General features: G+C 70.0%; 13 protein-coding genes. 2 read left to right on the top strand and 11 right to left on the bottom strand.

Annotated elements, in window-relative coordinates; genetic code table 11:
• Positions 1-28 precede the first annotated feature (28 nt).
• From Q9Q40_02915 to Q9Q40_02905, 3 genes are read right to left on the bottom strand one after another with little or no spacing between them, the layout of a single operon-like run.
• Positions 29-805 carry an MBL fold metallo-hydrolase gene (locus Q9Q40_02915; GenBank protein MDQ7006162.1) on the bottom strand — a complete coding sequence of 259 codons (777 nt, stop codon included), beginning with the start codon at positions 803-805 and terminating at the stop codon, positions 29-31.
• A 2-nt stretch (positions 806-807) separates the two neighbouring features.
• The gene (gene dut / locus Q9Q40_02910; protein MDQ7006161.1) at positions 808-1,269 is read right to left on the bottom strand and encodes a dUTP diphosphatase; all 462 of its coding nucleotides are present in this window, start codon (positions 1,267-1,269) and stop codon (positions 808-810) included.
• The gene (locus Q9Q40_02905; GenBank protein MDQ7006160.1) at positions 1,266-2,522 is read right to left on the bottom strand and encodes a pitrilysin family protein; all 1,257 of its coding nucleotides are present in this window, start codon (positions 2,520-2,522) and stop codon (positions 1,266-1,268) included. The genes dut and Q9Q40_02905 overlap by 4 nt, the downstream gene beginning before the upstream one ends.
• A gap of 185 nt (positions 2,523-2,707) precedes the next feature.
• Here Q9Q40_02905 and Q9Q40_02900 point away from each other — a divergent pair, with 185 nt between their 5' ends.
• The gene (locus tag Q9Q40_02900; GenBank protein ID MDQ7006159.1) at positions 2,708-3,766 is read left to right on the top strand and encodes a 4Fe-4S binding protein; all 1,059 of its coding nucleotides are present in this window, start codon (positions 2,708-2,710) and stop codon (positions 3,764-3,766) included.
• An 18-nt stretch (positions 3,767-3,784) separates the two neighbouring features.
• Here Q9Q40_02900 and Q9Q40_02895 read toward each other — a convergent pair whose 3' ends face one another.
• From Q9Q40_02895 to Q9Q40_02880, 4 genes are all read right to left on the bottom strand, one after another.
• The gene (locus Q9Q40_02895) at positions 3,785-4,309 is read right to left on the bottom strand and encodes a PaaI family thioesterase (protein ID MDQ7006158.1); all 525 of its coding nucleotides are present in this window, start codon (positions 4,307-4,309) and stop codon (positions 3,785-3,787) included.
• Positions 4,310-4,348: 39 nt separating this feature from the next.
• Positions 4,349-5,320, bottom strand: a complete 972-nt coding sequence (locus Q9Q40_02890; protein MDQ7006157.1) for a M23 family metallopeptidase — start codon at positions 5,318-5,320, stop codon at positions 4,349-4,351.
• 173 nt (positions 5,321-5,493) lie between these two features.
• Positions 5,494-7,758: an alkaline phosphatase family protein gene (locus Q9Q40_02885; GenBank protein ID MDQ7006156.1), complete on the bottom strand. Its 2,265-nt coding sequence runs from the start codon at positions 7,756-7,758 to the stop codon at positions 5,494-5,496.
• Positions 7,759-7,834: 76 nt separating this feature from the next.
• Positions 7,835-8,485 carry an L-threonylcarbamoyladenylate synthase gene (locus Q9Q40_02880; protein ID MDQ7006155.1) on the bottom strand — a complete coding sequence of 217 codons (651 nt, stop codon included), beginning with the start codon at positions 8,483-8,485 and terminating at the stop codon, positions 7,835-7,837.
• A gap of 54 nt (positions 8,486-8,539) precedes the next feature.
• Between Q9Q40_02880 and Q9Q40_02875 the strand changes: the two genes are divergently transcribed.
• A complete protein-coding gene (locus Q9Q40_02875) occupies positions 8,540-9,415 on the top strand; it encodes an RNA methyltransferase (GenBank protein MDQ7006154.1) in 876 nt (291 codons plus the stop codon).
• On the opposite strand, the gene Q9Q40_02870 is transcribed toward Q9Q40_02875, so the two are convergent.
• The 4 genes from Q9Q40_02870 to Q9Q40_02855 are packed head-to-tail and all read right to left on the bottom strand — an operon-like array spanning position 9,403 to position 14,079.
• Positions 9,403-11,664: a PAS domain-containing sensor histidine kinase gene (locus Q9Q40_02870; GenBank protein ID MDQ7006153.1), complete on the bottom strand. Its 2,262-nt coding sequence runs from the start codon at positions 11,662-11,664 to the stop codon at positions 9,403-9,405. The two genes, Q9Q40_02875 and Q9Q40_02870, sit on opposite strands and share 13 nt — an antisense overlap.
• Complete coding sequence (locus Q9Q40_02865; GenBank protein MDQ7006152.1) at positions 11,661-12,992, bottom strand: EAL domain-containing protein; 1,332 nt, start codon at positions 12,990-12,992, stop codon at positions 11,661-11,663. Before Q9Q40_02865 ends, Q9Q40_02870 begins: the two co-directional genes overlap by 4 nt.
• Positions 12,989-13,381 (bottom strand): response regulator, encoded by a 393-nt coding sequence (locus Q9Q40_02860; protein MDQ7006151.1) that lies wholly within the window; start codon positions 13,379-13,381, stop codon positions 12,989-12,991. Before Q9Q40_02860 ends, Q9Q40_02865 begins: the two co-directional genes overlap by 4 nt.
• A complete protein-coding gene (locus tag Q9Q40_02855) occupies positions 13,378-14,079 on the bottom strand; it encodes a PilZ domain-containing protein (protein ID MDQ7006150.1) in 702 nt (233 codons plus the stop codon). Before Q9Q40_02855 ends, Q9Q40_02860 begins: the two co-directional genes overlap by 4 nt.
• Positions 14,080-14,433 lie beyond the last annotated feature (354 nt).

Here is a 14,433-nt window from a genome sequence, read left to right as displayed (position 1 = left end):
CTTCCGCCGGAGATCCGTTCGGCCCGGCTCAGACCGCCACGGCCCCGGCGGGAGTATCTTGCCGCGCCAGTTCGATCCGCATCGCGTCCAGACCCTCGGCGCGCAGGGCTCCCCGCACCACGGCCAGGGCCAGCAGCGGATCGTTGTTCGTTTCCGAGAGGTGGGCCAGGACCGCCGCCCGGGTCCCCGAACGAGCCAGGTCGGGCAGCAGGCCGGCCGCGTGATCATTGCTCAAGTGTCCGTGGCGGGAGGCGACCCGCTGCTTGGTGGCCCAGGGATAGGGGCCGTCCATCAGCATCTGGCGGTCGTGGTTCGCCTCGACCACCACCATCTCGCAGCTCGACAGGCGCTCGTGCACCAGGCGCGTGACATGCCCCAGGTCGGTGGCGTAGCCCAGACGCACACCCTCGGCCTCGATCACGTAGCCGACCGTCTCGGCCGCGTCATGGGGCACGGGAAAGCTGGTGACCTGGAACGGGCCGATCTGCAGCTTGCCGCCGGTGGCCTGCTCGACGCTGTCGTCGAGATTCTCGCCGAGGATCCGCTCGGTGGCCTCGAGAGTCGAGGCGTTGGCCACCACGGGCAGGGGACAACGACGCCGGAAGACCCGCAGTCCCGCGATGTGGTCGCTGTGCTCGTGGGTCAGCAGCACGGCCTCGATGCGCGCCGGATCCTGGCCCACCGCTTCGAGGCGACGCCGGAGCTGCCGGGCGGAGAGCCCCGCATCGACGAGCAGGGCCGAGCCGGCGGCCCGCACCAGGGCACTGTTGCCCCTGGATCCCGAACCGAGGACCACCACCTCCACGTTCACTCCCGTCCGGTGTGCCCGAACCCCCCGCTGCTGCGGGAGGTACCGGGCAGTTCCTCGACCTCCGCCAGGGTGGCCCGCGCCACCGGCGCGATCACCAGTTGGGCGATTCTCTCCCCCCGGCGGATCACATGAGGCACGTTCGACCAGTTGATCAGGAGCACCTTCAACTCGCCCCGGTAGTCGCTGTCGATGGTACCGGGGGCGTTGGGCAGACCCACACCGGCGACGAGAGCCACGCCGCTGCGGGCGCGCACCTGCCCTTCGTAACCGGCGGGAATGGCCAGTTCGAGGCCCGTGGGCACCAGGGTGCGCTCTCCGGGATCCAGAACGATCTCGTCCTTCACCGCGGCCCGCAGATCGAGGCCGGCCGAACCCTCGGTGGCGTAAGCCGGCAGGGGCAGGTCCCGCCCGTGGGGCAGCACCTTCACCTCGACCCGCACATCGACGGCTCCGCTCACAGCACCAGGTCCCGCTCGCGGATGCGCAGACCGCGGGTGTTGCCCACCGCCGCCAGGGCCACCTGGCGGCCGGCCATCAGCCTGGCGGCCAGGCGGTTGAGGTCTTCGGGCTGCACCCGGTCGAGTTCCGCGGTGATTTCCCCGGCTGTCATGTGCCGACCGAGGACCATTTCTTCCCGGGCCGCACGACTCATGCGGCTGCTGGTGGACTCGAGCGAGAGCAGCATGCTCCCCTTGAGATGGTCACGAGCCACGTCCAGTTCCTCGGCCGCCGGCGGGCGGGCGGCCAGGTCACGCATCTCCTCGAGGCACAGCCCGAGCACTTCCCGGGCCGACCGGGGGGACGTGCCCGCGTAGACCGTCAACAGGCCGCCGCCTTCATGGGAATGCACCTGGGAGGCCACCGAATAGGCCAGGCCCCGCTCTTCCCGCACCCGCCGGAACAACCGCGAGGAAATGCTGCCGCCGAGGAGGGTGTTGAGCAGGTGCAGACAGAAGCGGTCGGGATCTCCGGAGGCGAGACCCGGCAGGCCGAAGAGCAGGTGCACCTGGTCGACGTCTTTCCGCAACTCGCGGCACAACCCCGGGCGGAAGCGGGGCGCGCCTCCGGGGGCCACCCGCTTGCCCGCGGGCAGGCCGGAGAAGGCCTGTTCGAGCAGCCGGCGATGGCGCGCGGAGACCCGTCCGGCGACGGCGATGACCATGTTCTCCGGCACGTAGGCCCGCCGGAAAAAGTTCGCCACCGTGCGGCGGCTCATCGCGCCCACCTTCTCCAGGGTGCCCTGGATCGGACGACCGAGAGGGTGCCGAGGCCAGAAAGACTCGCAGAAAAGGTCGTAGATCCGCTCTTCCGGCGAATCGTTGACCATCCGGATCTCTTCCAGGATCACCCGGCGCTCGCGCTCGAGTTCTTCGGCATCGAAAAGGGGCCGGCGGACGATGTCCGAGAGCAGGTCGACCGCCAGCGGCAGGTGCTCGTCGAGAACCCGGGCGTAGAAACAGGTGTTCTCCTTCGACGTGAAGGCGTCGAGATGCCCGCCCATGCGGTCCGTGAGCAGGGAGATCTCCCGGGCGGTGCGGGTTTCGGTGCCCTTGAAGAGCAGATGCTCGATGAAGTGGCAGATACCCGAAAGGCGAGCGGGCTCGTGGCGACTGCCCATGCGCAGCCAGACGCCGAGGGTCGCCGATCGCACTCCAGGAACCCGTTCGACGAGCAGCGTCAGCCCGTCACTGAGAACGTCTTTTTCAACCATACGGCGCGGCTTCCTCCCCTCTGCGCGGGGGGCGGAGTATCGCACAGGGTCGGGAGCCCCTCCACCGAAGCGCGCAAGGCCCGACCCGGCGTATAACCGGCAGGTTTGACAGCCTGGGGGCCTGCGCCCACAATGCGTAGCGTTCGCAAGAGAAGCCCTCCTCTCTCGACGAGAAGGCCCGACCCATGAGCGCACCCCGCGGTAACGCCCCGCCCCTCCTCCGCTGGCTCGAAGGACGCATCCGGGCGCCCGGCGCTCGTTCCTATCGCGTCCGGGTACTGGTGCAGATCGCCTTCGCCCTGCTCTGCATCGCCCTGGGAGTCCAGTTCGCGCGCTTCGTCGGCGCCGCCCAGCGAGGCGAATTGCCCCTCCCCGTGCGCCCCCCCGGCGTCGAGGGCTTTCTCCCCATCAGCGGGCTGATGGGCCTGCTCGACGCCTTCTACCAGGGCACGCTCAACCGGGTCCACCCGGCGGCTACGGTCCTGTTCGTGATCTTCGTGCTGATCGCCATCGTGGCCCGCAAGGCCTTCTGTTCGTGGATCTGCCCCGTGGGCCTGGTCTCCGAGACCCTGGCCCGCCTCGGGCGGCTGCTCTTCGGCCGCCTGCTGCGCCTTCCCCGCTGGCTCGACATCCCCCTGCGCGGCCTGAAGTACCTGCTGCTGGGTTTCTTTCTCTGGGCCATCTTCACCATGGGCCCCGCGGGCCTGCGGGCTTTCATCACCTCGGACTACAACCAGGTGGCGGACGTGAAGATGTACCTCTTCTTCGCCGACATCGGTCGCGTCGGGGCGATCGTGCTGCTCGTGCTGGCAGGGCTGAGCGTGGTGATCCAGGGGGCCTGGTGCCGCTACCTGTGTCCCTACGGCGCCCTGCTGGGCTTTTTCTCGTGGCTGTCGCCGGTCAAGGTCCGCCGCCGGGCGGAGACCTGCACCGACTGCAAGGCCTGCGACAACGTCTGCATGGCCCACCTGCCCGTCTCCCGCCTGCCCGCGGTAAGCAGCGCCGAATGCACCGGCTGCCTGGATTGCGTGGCGGTCTGTCCCGCCGCCGGAACCCTTACCGTCGGCCCCCCCTACCGGCGCTGGCGCCCACTGACCTTCGCCGCCGTGGTGCTCGGCCTCTTCCTCGGCGGCTACGTGCTGGCCTATTCCGCCGGCTGGTGGGCCAACGACATCCCCGACCGGCGCTACGTCGAACACATGCAGCGGCTCGACGACCCCCACTATTCCCACCCGGGGCGCTGACGGGAAAAGACCAGCGCCCTACGGTCCGGGAAGCAGCAGGCTGGACGGGTCGTCGGCTTCCTCGAGCACGACCCACTGCTCGTGGTCCCTGTCGAAGTCGGCGATCTTGTCGATGGGCATCTTCAGGTACTTGCCCCGGCCGGAGACCGCCACCCCACCGTCAGGATCGAAAATCGCCCCCTCCCCTTCGAAGGCCCTGCGGTTTTCGGAGGTGATCGTTGCCACCACCTTCAAGGGCGTGTCGAGGGGAAGCGGCCGCCGGAACTTCATCGAAAACTCGACGGTCACGCCCCAGATCTCTCCCGGATGGCGAATCATGATCGCCCGCCCGATGGTCTCGTCGAGGATCGCCGCCGAGACGCCCCCGTGCAGCCGGCCGGGATAGCTCTGATGCTCCTCGGCGGGGGTGAAGACCGCCACCAGCCGATCGTCGTCGACCTGGTAGAAGCGGCTGTGGAGTCCGAGCCTGTTTTCCAGCCCACAGACGAAGCACATCCGCGAGTTGGGCTGTTTGCCCACGACCCGTACCTGTTCCTGTTTCATGCTCTCGACTCCCGAGTCGTGCCCCCGGCACCGACCCCCTCAAGATTCGCCCCGGAACCATCCCGCCGGGTCCACCGCGCGACCGGCTTCACGGATCTCCAGGTAGAGATAGGGCCCCCGCAACGAACCCGTGTCGCCCACGCGGCCGAGCACATCGCCCTTGTCCAGGCGGTCACCCACCTCCACGAGAACGGCGGAAAGGTGCGCGTAGACGGTGTGGACTCCCCGTCCGTGGTCGAGCACCACCACCAGGCCGTAACCGCGGAACCAGTCGGCAAAGGCCACCCGTCCCTCGAAGGGCGCGCGGACGCGCCGACCGAAGTCGGCGTCGATGTCCCAGCCCGGATGGGGGATCACCGTGCCGAAGCGCGGATCCCGCCGATCGCCGAAAGCCGCGGTGACCCGGCCCTTCACCGGGCGGTCGAGCAGACCGCGGAAGGCGTGAATGTCGAGCCGGATCTCCCGGCTGCTGGTCAGCCCCGCCAGCACTGCGCTCAGCTCCTCCCGCGCCCGGTGCAACTCCGCCAGCGCCTGGCGACGCCGCTCGGTGTCGCGGCGGATGGCGGCGATCAACTCTTTGCGGGTGGCGATGGCCCCCGCCAGGCGGCGGCGGGCCGCGGCGGCCTGCCGCTCGAGGCGTGCCAGTTCCGCCTGCTGCCGCTGACGCCTTTCCACCAGCTCCGCCAGGCGAACCAGGGCCTGCTGGATCTCCCGCACCTGTTCCTGGCGCCTGCGGCTGAGTTCCCGGCCCAGTCGCAGGACCGCCGCCAGACGCTCGGCGTCGGGAACGTCCAGCAGCGGACGGAGCTGCCCGAGGGGACCGATGCGCCGCAACAGCAGCGCGGTCGAGCGGAACAGCCTGCGTGAAGCTTCCAGGCGCCGACGTTCCCGTTCCTCCTCGCTGCGGGTGCGGGCGATCTGCGTCTCGAGGTCGTGACGCTCGAGGGCCAGCTTTTCCCGCCGCGCGTCGAGCAAGCGGGCCTCGGCGGCCAGCCGGTCGATCTTGCCCAAAAGCCCCCGTTCGCGCCGCGCCAGACGATCGCGCTCGTCCGCAAGGCGGGCGATCTCCCCATCGAGCCGGGCCAGGCGCCGGGCATCGGGCGTGCTGGAGCCGGGGGTCGCCGAGGCGCCACCAGCGGCCAGCAGACCGACGAGGACGAGCCAGGTCAGCGGGCGCGGGAGAACTACCAGATCACCCTCCCATCGAGCCGGGCGTCGGGCTCGAGCCCCAAGGTTGCCAGAATCGAGGGAGCGATGTCCATGATCGCCGGATCCTCCACCTTCAGCTGCCGGTTGACGAAGAGGATCCCCCGCACCTCGGCGGGGTCGAGAGAGCAGTGGTCCCCGCTCCACACCCGCTCGTTGTCCTCGAAAACCCGGGTCGACAGGCCGCCCAGGGCATCCTGCCACGAAACCCGGTAGCCGAGGATGTTGGCCATGCGCAGGTCGGCGATCTTGTCCGGATCGTAGCCCTCGTACATCTCGTCACGGGTGTAGATGCGCGCCACGGGTTTGAGTCCCGTGGCCTCGTCCACCGCGCCTTCGAGCCCCTCCTTGAGTTCGGCCACCAGCCGGTCGTATTCCTCGCCGGGCATCACGATGCCCTGGGGTTCGCGGCCCACCACGTTGATGTAGATCGAGCCGAGCCCCATGGCCCAGGCCCGGGTGCGGGACCAGTCGATGCCGGAGAGCACGTTGACCTGGGTCACGTGCTTGTCGAAGAGCTGCTCGAGGTTGCGCGTGCCCACCTGGCCGGAGAGGGCCAGATAGCCGTGCTGGTAGAGCCAGGTATTGATGTTGATCTGGCGGCGGAAAGACGAAAAGCCGTGGTCCGAGAGCACGAGAAAGAGGGTGTCCTCACCCGCCGCCCGGCGCGCCTTGCCCACCAGGCGATCCATCCGCTGGTAGACCTTGCGCATCTCCTGCTCGTACTTGTCGGCCAATTCCGGATCGTAGAGCGGATGCTGGGGATCGAGCTGCTGCCAGAACATGTGCCCCGCCCTGTCGGTGAAGTAGAAGATCTGGACGTAGACGTCGATGTCGCCCTCCGCCAGCGCCGCATCCATCATCCGCTCGTAGGCGTCGACGGTGAAGTTCATGTCTTCGACGAAGAGGTCGATTCCGCCGACGCCCGACGGCGGCGACCAGGTGTCGATGGCCCAGCCCTGGGTCTTGAACAGACCGATCTTGCGCGACATCTTCTCCGCCCAGTCCGGCGGCCAGGAATAGTTCACCGGATGGCAGGAAGGGTGGAAATTGACCGGCGAGAAGTAGAGCTGCAGCTCGGGCTCGAGGGCCACGAGCTTGAAGCGGCCCATACCCCTCAGGGGCTGCAGCCGGTCGATCACCCAGTTGACGGGAAAATCGAGAATCACCCAGTCGGACCACTCCCCCACGTGCAGTTCGCCCTTCTGCCCGCTGATCTCCCAGCGCAACGAGCGATCGTCGACCTCGAGGTGCAGGGGCAGGTTGAACTCCCGTGGCTGGCCGTCTTCCAGGAGCTGGGCCACCAGGGCCTTCTCCTTCTCCTTGCGCTCAGCGGCGCTCAGGCCCTGGGCCTTCCACTGCTCGCGGGCCCGTTCGAGGACGAAGACGTGGAAGGGATAGTTGAAGGGCCCGATCAGGCTGGTCTCCATCACCCCACGCCTGGCGGGCAGTTCCTTGAACTCCAGGCTGAACTGGTTCTGCCGGTTGCGGAAACTCAGGTCGGAGGTGAAGAGCGTGGGAGAACCGACCCGACGGCGCATGTCCGGCACACCCAGCCCGGAGAGCATCGTCGAACCCGCGGGCAGTGCTTCCGCGGGAAAGGTCACCGGCACGCGCACGACGCCGACCTTCTTGCCCGCCGCCGCCGCCAGGGTCCAAAAGGGCGTGCCCTGACGGTTGTTGGTGGCCGTGGGCACCTCCACCGGCAGCCAGGCGGTCGCCGGCCCCACCACAAGCACCGCCGCGGCACCGCCGGCCACCAGGGCCACGCCGAAAGCCGTCAGCCACCGCAAGCCCAGGAGCTTGAGCAGCAGGAGCACCAGCAACGCCAGCGACACTCCCGCCGCCGCCGCGACGACCTGGCCGTTGCGCTCTCCGAAAAGGAAGACCTTCTTGCCGGCGGTGGCCAGGGCGAAGTCCGGCACGTAACTGTTCTTCTTCTTGTAGAGGAAGTCGAAGATCTCGGTCCGGCCCGGATTCAGCCCGGTGGAGAAGGCGGCCCAGGAGACGGGGGTCTGGGGCGGGTTGGTGGGCATCAGGGGAGCGAAGTGCCCCTCCCGAGCCAGGGCCTGGAGATGGGGCAGCAGTCCCTCGTCCATGTAACGCTGGACCAGTCCCGGGTCGGCGCCGTCGAAGCCGAGAACCATCACTTCGGGCGCGGCTCCACTCGGTGGGGCGGCGAGCAGGACCGACGCGAAGAGGACGACGAGGAAAACGCCGCGCAGGCAGCGGAATCTGTGCATGGGGCAAGCCTCCCGACAGCCGGCACCTGCCGGCACACGGCCCCTCGTCCCAGCGGCGGCGGGGCCGGCGGAAAGCCTACCCCGGAAAAGAATGCGCGTCCCCCGCGGCCAGGCCGAGGCGGCTCGGATCGAGGGCACCGCTCCGGATCAGCCGGGGAGGATCCCGTCGGGGGTCGACGAGGGTGGAAGGCGCGCCGCCGGGGCTGACGCCCCCGTCCAGCACGGCCAGGGGCCCGCTTCCCAGAGCCTCGAGAGCCCGTGCCGGTCGATCGCACGCAGGCGCGCCCGCCGCGTTGGCGGAAGTGGCGACCACGGGATAGCCCAATTCCAGGGCCAGCGCGGCGGCGATCCCGTTCGAGGTCCAGCGGAGGGCCACCGAGCCGTCGGCGGCGCGCACGCCGGCGGCCAGCAGCACGCTGCCGTCGAGCACCAGGGAAAGGGGCCCCGGCCAGAAACTCTCCGCCCAGCGGCGGGCCCTCGGCCAGCGGCGCCACCCCGGGGCCGCCTGACCGACCTGTTCGAGGCTGCCGGCCAGCAGGGGCAGGGCCTTGGCCTCCGAGCGGCCCTTGAGCCGCCGGAGGGCGGCGACCGCGTCGGCCCGCCGCGGATCGCACCCCAGGGCGTAGAAGGTCTCGGTGGGATAGATCAGGAGCCCGCCACTGCGCAGCCAACCGGCAGCGGCGGCCACGCCGATCTCGTCTGCGGAAAAGTCCAGGAAACGGTCCATGAGTGGATTATCCTCCTTGTGCGCCGCGCTTTCCCCCGTGGAGGCATCCGAGCGATGTTTCGATTGCCCGAGGCCCTCAAGTCCTCGTCCCATCCCCTGGTCCGCCAGGCCCGGCTTCTCGGCCGGCAGCCCCGTCGGCGACGGGAGGCCGGACTGTTCCTGATCGAGGGTCCCACCGCCCTGGCCGAGGCCCTGGCCGCAGGGAGTCGGCCGGTATGGGTCTTGGTGGCCTCCCCGCACATCGGGCAGGAGCCCTACCGGAGCCTGATCCAGCGCCTGCTGGGCGAAGAGGTTCCCGTCCAGCCCGTCCAGCGGGACCTGCTCGAGCGCACGGCGCCGACCTCCCACGGCCCCGGCCTGCTGGCCGCCTGCCGCTTGCCCGCCACGGCGGACGACCCCCGGACCGTACTGGACCGGCGGACGTCGGGTCTCGTGGTGGTGTGCTGGAAGATCCAGGATCCGGGTAACCTGGGCACCCTGGTCCGCTCGGCGGCCGCCTTCGGTGCCGGGGGCCTGGTGGCGGTGGCAGGAGCCGACCCCTGGAGTCCCAAGGCGGTGCGCTCGAGCGCGGGAGCGATCCACCGTCTCCCCACCGCCCGCGCCACCGACGCCGCCATCCTGCTCGAGCGACTCGAACAGGACGGCCAGCCGCTGGTCGCCGCCCTGCCCCGGGGGGGCGTGACGCCCTCGGCATTGAGCTGGGAGGGGGCGCCACGGCTGCTGCTCGGCGCTGAAGTCGCCGGGCTGCCGGAAGCCCTGGTCAGCGCGGCCACGACCGTGAGCATCCCCATGGAAGCCGGCAGCGAGTCGCTCTCGGTGGCGGTGGCGGGATCGATCCTGCTGGAGACCGCGGCCCGTCTGCGGCGGAAAGACATTTCGGGCGCAGGCGGTCCCACGGGATCGGGAAGACCGGGGAGTCAGGACGACTGAGCATCGCGCACTTCCGCGCGCGGCCAGTGGACCCTGAAGACCGTCCCCCGGCCCACCTCGCTTTCCACCTCGATCCGGCCGCCATGCTGCTCGACCAGGTTGCGCACGGTGGCCAGGCCGATACCGGTGCCCGAAATGCCCGTCGCGTTCCGCGCCCGATAGAAGCGATCGAAGACCTTGCCCACCTCGTCGGCCGCGATACCCAGCCCCGTATCCCGTACCGCCAGCTCGACCCACGGGCCCTCTTCCGCCGAGAAGCCCACCTCCACCTTGCCGCCCCGACGGTTGTACTTGATGGCGTTCGCCACCAGGTTGTCGAGCACCTGCAGCAGGGCCTCCTGCTCGGCCATCAGCCACAGCCCCTCGGGCACCGGCCGGGCCTCGATCGTAATTTCGTGGGCCGCGGCGTTCTCCCGGTGCCGGTCGAGCACCTCCGCCAGCACGGGCCGCGGGTCGGTGGGTTCCGGGTCGGCGGGCTCGGCCTTCTCCGAACGGGCGTAGGCCAGCAGGGCGGAGATCATCTCCACCATCCGATCCACGTTGCGCACCGCCACCTCGAGCCCCCGGCGCTGCTCTTCGTTGATCTTGCCCAGCCGGCCCTCGAGCACCATCTGGGTGTAGCCGCGGATCGACACCAGCGGGGTCTGCAGTTCGTGGGAGATGTTGGCCAGAAGCTGCGCCCGGGTGCGGTCGAGTTCCACCAGTTCCTTGTTCATGCGGGCCAGTTCACCGCTGCGTTGCTCCAGGTTGCGGTTGGCCGCGGCCAGGTCCTCGTAGGCCTTCTGCAGGGTGCGGCGGGAGTGTTCGAGCTGCTCGGCACTGCCCGCGAGCCGGCGCTCCCGGCGGCGCTGGGCGGTCACGTCGCGCAGCACCAGCACCTTGCCGATCAGGCGCCCTTCCGCCGTGCGCACCGCCCGGAGAGAGAGTTCGATGCTGCGCGGCGGCGCACCGGCCGGCTCGACGACGCGGGTCCGAGGCTCGGCCGCCGCGGCGGGGGGCGCGGCGAGAAATTCCCGCAGGCTCCCGGCCGGCGTGCCCAGGCAACCCTCGAGAACCCGGGCCAGATCCTCCTCGTTCATTCCCGGATCCAGGGCGGGGCTCCCGCCCAGCAGGCGCGTGGTGTGGGGATTGACCAGGGAAACCTGCCAGCCATCCCCCGGAGCCGGTGTGAGCAGGACGAATCCGTCGGTCAGGGTCTCGAGCAGGGCCAGCAGCCGGGCCTCGTTGTCGCGGCTGCGCCGGGGGCGCGGGAGGCGGGCGGCCGCCGCCCGCAGCGCCAGGGCCACCGCGGGACCGCCATCGTGGTGACAGGGCACCGCCCGGGCCTCCACCCGGCGGGGATCCTGGGGCGCCGGCGGCACGACCCAGCAGTGGAAGGGCTCGACCGACTCGCCCCCCTGGGCCCGCCCCACCCGATCGAGGGCCAGCAGAAGATCCTCGGCGGCCAGCAGGCGTTCGAGACGCTCACCGAGCACCGCGCTCCCCAGCCACCGTTCCGCACCGGAACTCAGCGCCACCACCACGCCGTCCCGGACCACAACGATGGCCTCGGCCACCGCATCGGTCAGGGCTCGGGCCTCTTCGAGCCGACGCTCGAGCCGGGCGCCGCTCTCCTGCTCGTCGCCCGCCACCTCGACGAGCAACGCGATCTCGCCCCGGGCGCCGGGCAACACGACGCCGGCGACGCGCACCGCCCGAGGCTCGCCGGCGGCACGGCGCAGGGCGGCGTTCATCCGCCCGCCCTCCGTCAGACCCTCGGGCGCGGTCAGCCAGGCCGCCAGGGTCTGCCAGCTCTCGGTGGTGAAAACGCCCGCGACGGGATGGCCCACGAAGTCGCCGGGACGTCCCCCCACCAGGCGCGCGAAGCCCTCTCCCGCCGCCAGTACCCGCAGTTCGCGATCCACCACCAGCAGGCCCCGGTCCCCAAAGGCGTCGAGAGCCTCGGCCAAGCGGGCCGAGTGCCCGCCCCCGCCACGCTCCCGCTCTCCGAGAGCCGCGGCCAGCCTCTGGATCTCCTCACCGACTTCGGCGGCCGGCCCCGGGGGCAGATCCTCGAGTGCCCTGACCGGGCGGCCCGAAGCCAGGTCGCGCAGGGCCTGTACCAAGCGACGCACACTGCCCGCCGGCCAGCGCCGGCCGAGGCCGAGACCGGCGAAGAAGAGCAGCAGACCGACCAGGGCCAGCAGCAACCCCGGCAGGAGCGCTCCGGCCAGCAGGGCCAGGGTCTCCCATGTCGCGAGAGCGATCACGCCGGCCTCCCCGCGGCTCCCGGCCGATAGGCCGCCGGGGCTCCCTCCCGGGCAAAGTAGTAGCCCTGTCCCCAGCGGGCGCCGCAGTCGACCAGGAAATCCCGTTCTTCCTCGCTCTCGATGCGCTCGGCCACCAGCCGCGCGCCCGCCCGGCCGGCGAGTGACACCAGGGAGCGAATCAGTTCTCTCTGCAGCGGCTCACTCCCCGCTCCCCGGAGCAGGGAGAAATCGAACTTGATGAACTCGGGGCGCAGATCCTCGACCAGGCTCACCGAACGGGCCGACGAACCCATGTCGTCGAGGGAGAGGCGATAGCCCACCGCCCGCAGGTCGTCGATCAGATCGCGGTAATTCCGGGGGTCGCCGAGGATCTGCCCTTCCACCACCTCGAGAACGATCTTCGAGGGGGAAAGGCCCGCACCCGCCAGCCGCTCGATCAGCCCTGCCGAGCGCCACCGGGAATCGGCCAATCCCTCGGGCGTGACATTGACGAACAACAAAGGCGGCGTCTCACCCTGTTCGAGCGCCTCGACGATGCGCTCGAGGCAGAGGCGATCGAGTTCCCCGGCCAGCCCCGAACGGCGACCGACGGAGAAGAGCACGCGCGGCAGGGCCAGCACCGAACCGGGACGACCGCGAACGAAGGCTTCGAGCCCTACGGGCGCGGCGCTGACCAGGTCCACCACCGGCTGAAAAACGGCCTGCAGGTCCCTTTCCCGCAGCACACGCTGAATCTCCGCCATCCAGGCCAGACGTTCGGAATCCCGCGGCCGCTCGGCCAGGGTCCGCGCCTCGTCGATGGCCAGGTAGACCTGCCGCTCGAAGCGATGGAAAGGGTTGTCCTCGATCAGGGAAGCGCCCACCCGGATCGGCGCGGGCACCGCCGGCAAAGCGGCCTCCGCCTTGGCCAGGGCGACCTCCAGGCGATCGCGCAGGACATCGGCCAGGCGGGCGAGGGAGTCGGGCGCCAACTCGGCGGCGTCCTGGAATGCCGGCGTGAAGAGTAGAAACGCATCCGCATGCACCCCGGCCACGGCGAGAATGCCCTCGTCGGCGAAGACCTCCCCCCGCAAGCCGGCCAGGCAGGTGGAGGCCTCGGCAATCAGTCGATCGTAGGCCTCCCAGCCGTAGACCGATTCCACCAGTCGCCGGTCTCCCAGGCCGATCCACACCACTCCCACCCGCCGGCGGCGGGTGAGCAGGGCCCGCACCTCGTCGAAATGGAGACTGTAGGCGTAGAGCCCCGTCGTCGGGTCGCGCAGAGCGGCCCGCAACCTGAGAAAGGCCGTTCTCAGGCGGTGAAAGTCATCGCCGGAGGCGGGTTTCACTCGGACCCCTTCGCCGCGGCGGGAAGGACTCCCGCGATCCGCTCGACCAGGGTCCGCGTGTCGAAGGGCTTGGTGATGTAATCGACCGCACCCTGCTGGAGCGCATGAAGTTTTTCCCGCAGCTCGAAATTCACCGAGAACATGATCACCGGAACATCCCGGGTGGCCTCGTCCTCCTTGAGCAGGCGAAGCACCTCCCAGCCGTCCATCCGCGGCATGTTGATGTCGAGCAACACCAGGTCGAAGCTCTGCTGGTGCAGGCGAAAGAGAGCCTCTTCCCCCGAAGGCGCCGGCTCGACGCCGTAGCCGGCCCCGGCCAACAGCAGGGAGGTCATCTCGAGAATCTCCCGGTCGTCGTCCACCAGGAGGATCCGGGGCGCCGCGTTCATCGGGCCGGCTCTCCGCCGGCCACGGCCGCCCGCCGCTCTCCCTCGGTACGGACGAAGCGACTGAGCCAGGCGGCGGTGTGGGCGTCGATGTTGACGAAACGAACGCCCACTCCCTTGTCGAGCCCCGGACCCGGTCCACAGCGCACCACCTCGGTGCTCAGTTCCACCTGTCGACCGGCGGCGGTAAAGCAGAGCGTGCCTCTCTCTCCCGGCTCCACGCGGCGACGCAGGTCGAGCAGGGCCCCCGTGATGGAGAGGTTGACGCTGCGGCCTTCCACCACCTGGTCCGCCAGTACCAGGCGGACGGCCAGGCGCACACTGCGGCGCAACGCCACCCGGTCCCTCAGGGCGAGCACGTGGCGCATGGCCTCCTGCAGCTCGTGGCGCGTCACCGGCCGCGGAATGAAGACCTTCACACCGGCCGCCAGGTAGCGCTGACGATGAAGACCCAGGCCGATGTAGACCACCGGGATCCCGCGGGTCGCCGGCTCGGCCTCGAGGGCGCGGCAGGCCTCGAGGGCGTCGGGGAAACTCTCGCCGTTGCGCAGCAGGATGACGTCGGGGCGCAACCGCGTCGCCAGGGCCACGATGTCCTGGCCGGCGCGCACGGGAACCAGTTCGAAACTGGAGCGGCCGAGAGCCGTGCCTTCCAGCTCCGCCATCAGGCGCGCATCATCGACGAGGAGCACCCTGGTCATCCCTGCCCCCGCAGATCGGAAGAAAGAGAAACAGCTCGAAAACGCCGAAACAGCGGGGCTTTCCGCCGATTCGTCAGCGAAATGTACCATCACCCCCGGGGCGGCACAACGCGCCCCCGGGGGAGTCGGTCATCGAGGTCGTGGCGGGGTGGAGCGCGGCTCCGGCCGGGGGCTCAGCTCTGCAGCGGGCCCGACGAGCAACTTGTGGCATCGGCCTTGGCGCAGCCGGCAGCCCGAGCTTCGACCTTCTCACGGTAGAGGATGACAGGCTTGGTGTAGGTCTTGTTGGACACGCGGCGACTCCTACTTGGTTTGCCTTCCATGGGCGAACTTAGGGTCGCGCCCTCCCGCGGA

This window comes from Acidobacteriota bacterium (assembly GCA_030949985.1).
GTDB lineage: Bacteria > Acidobacteriota > Polarisedimenticolia > J045 > J045 > JALTMS01.
Note: the sequence above shows the minus strand (reverse complement) of the source record. Positions and strands in the feature narration are given on the sequence as shown.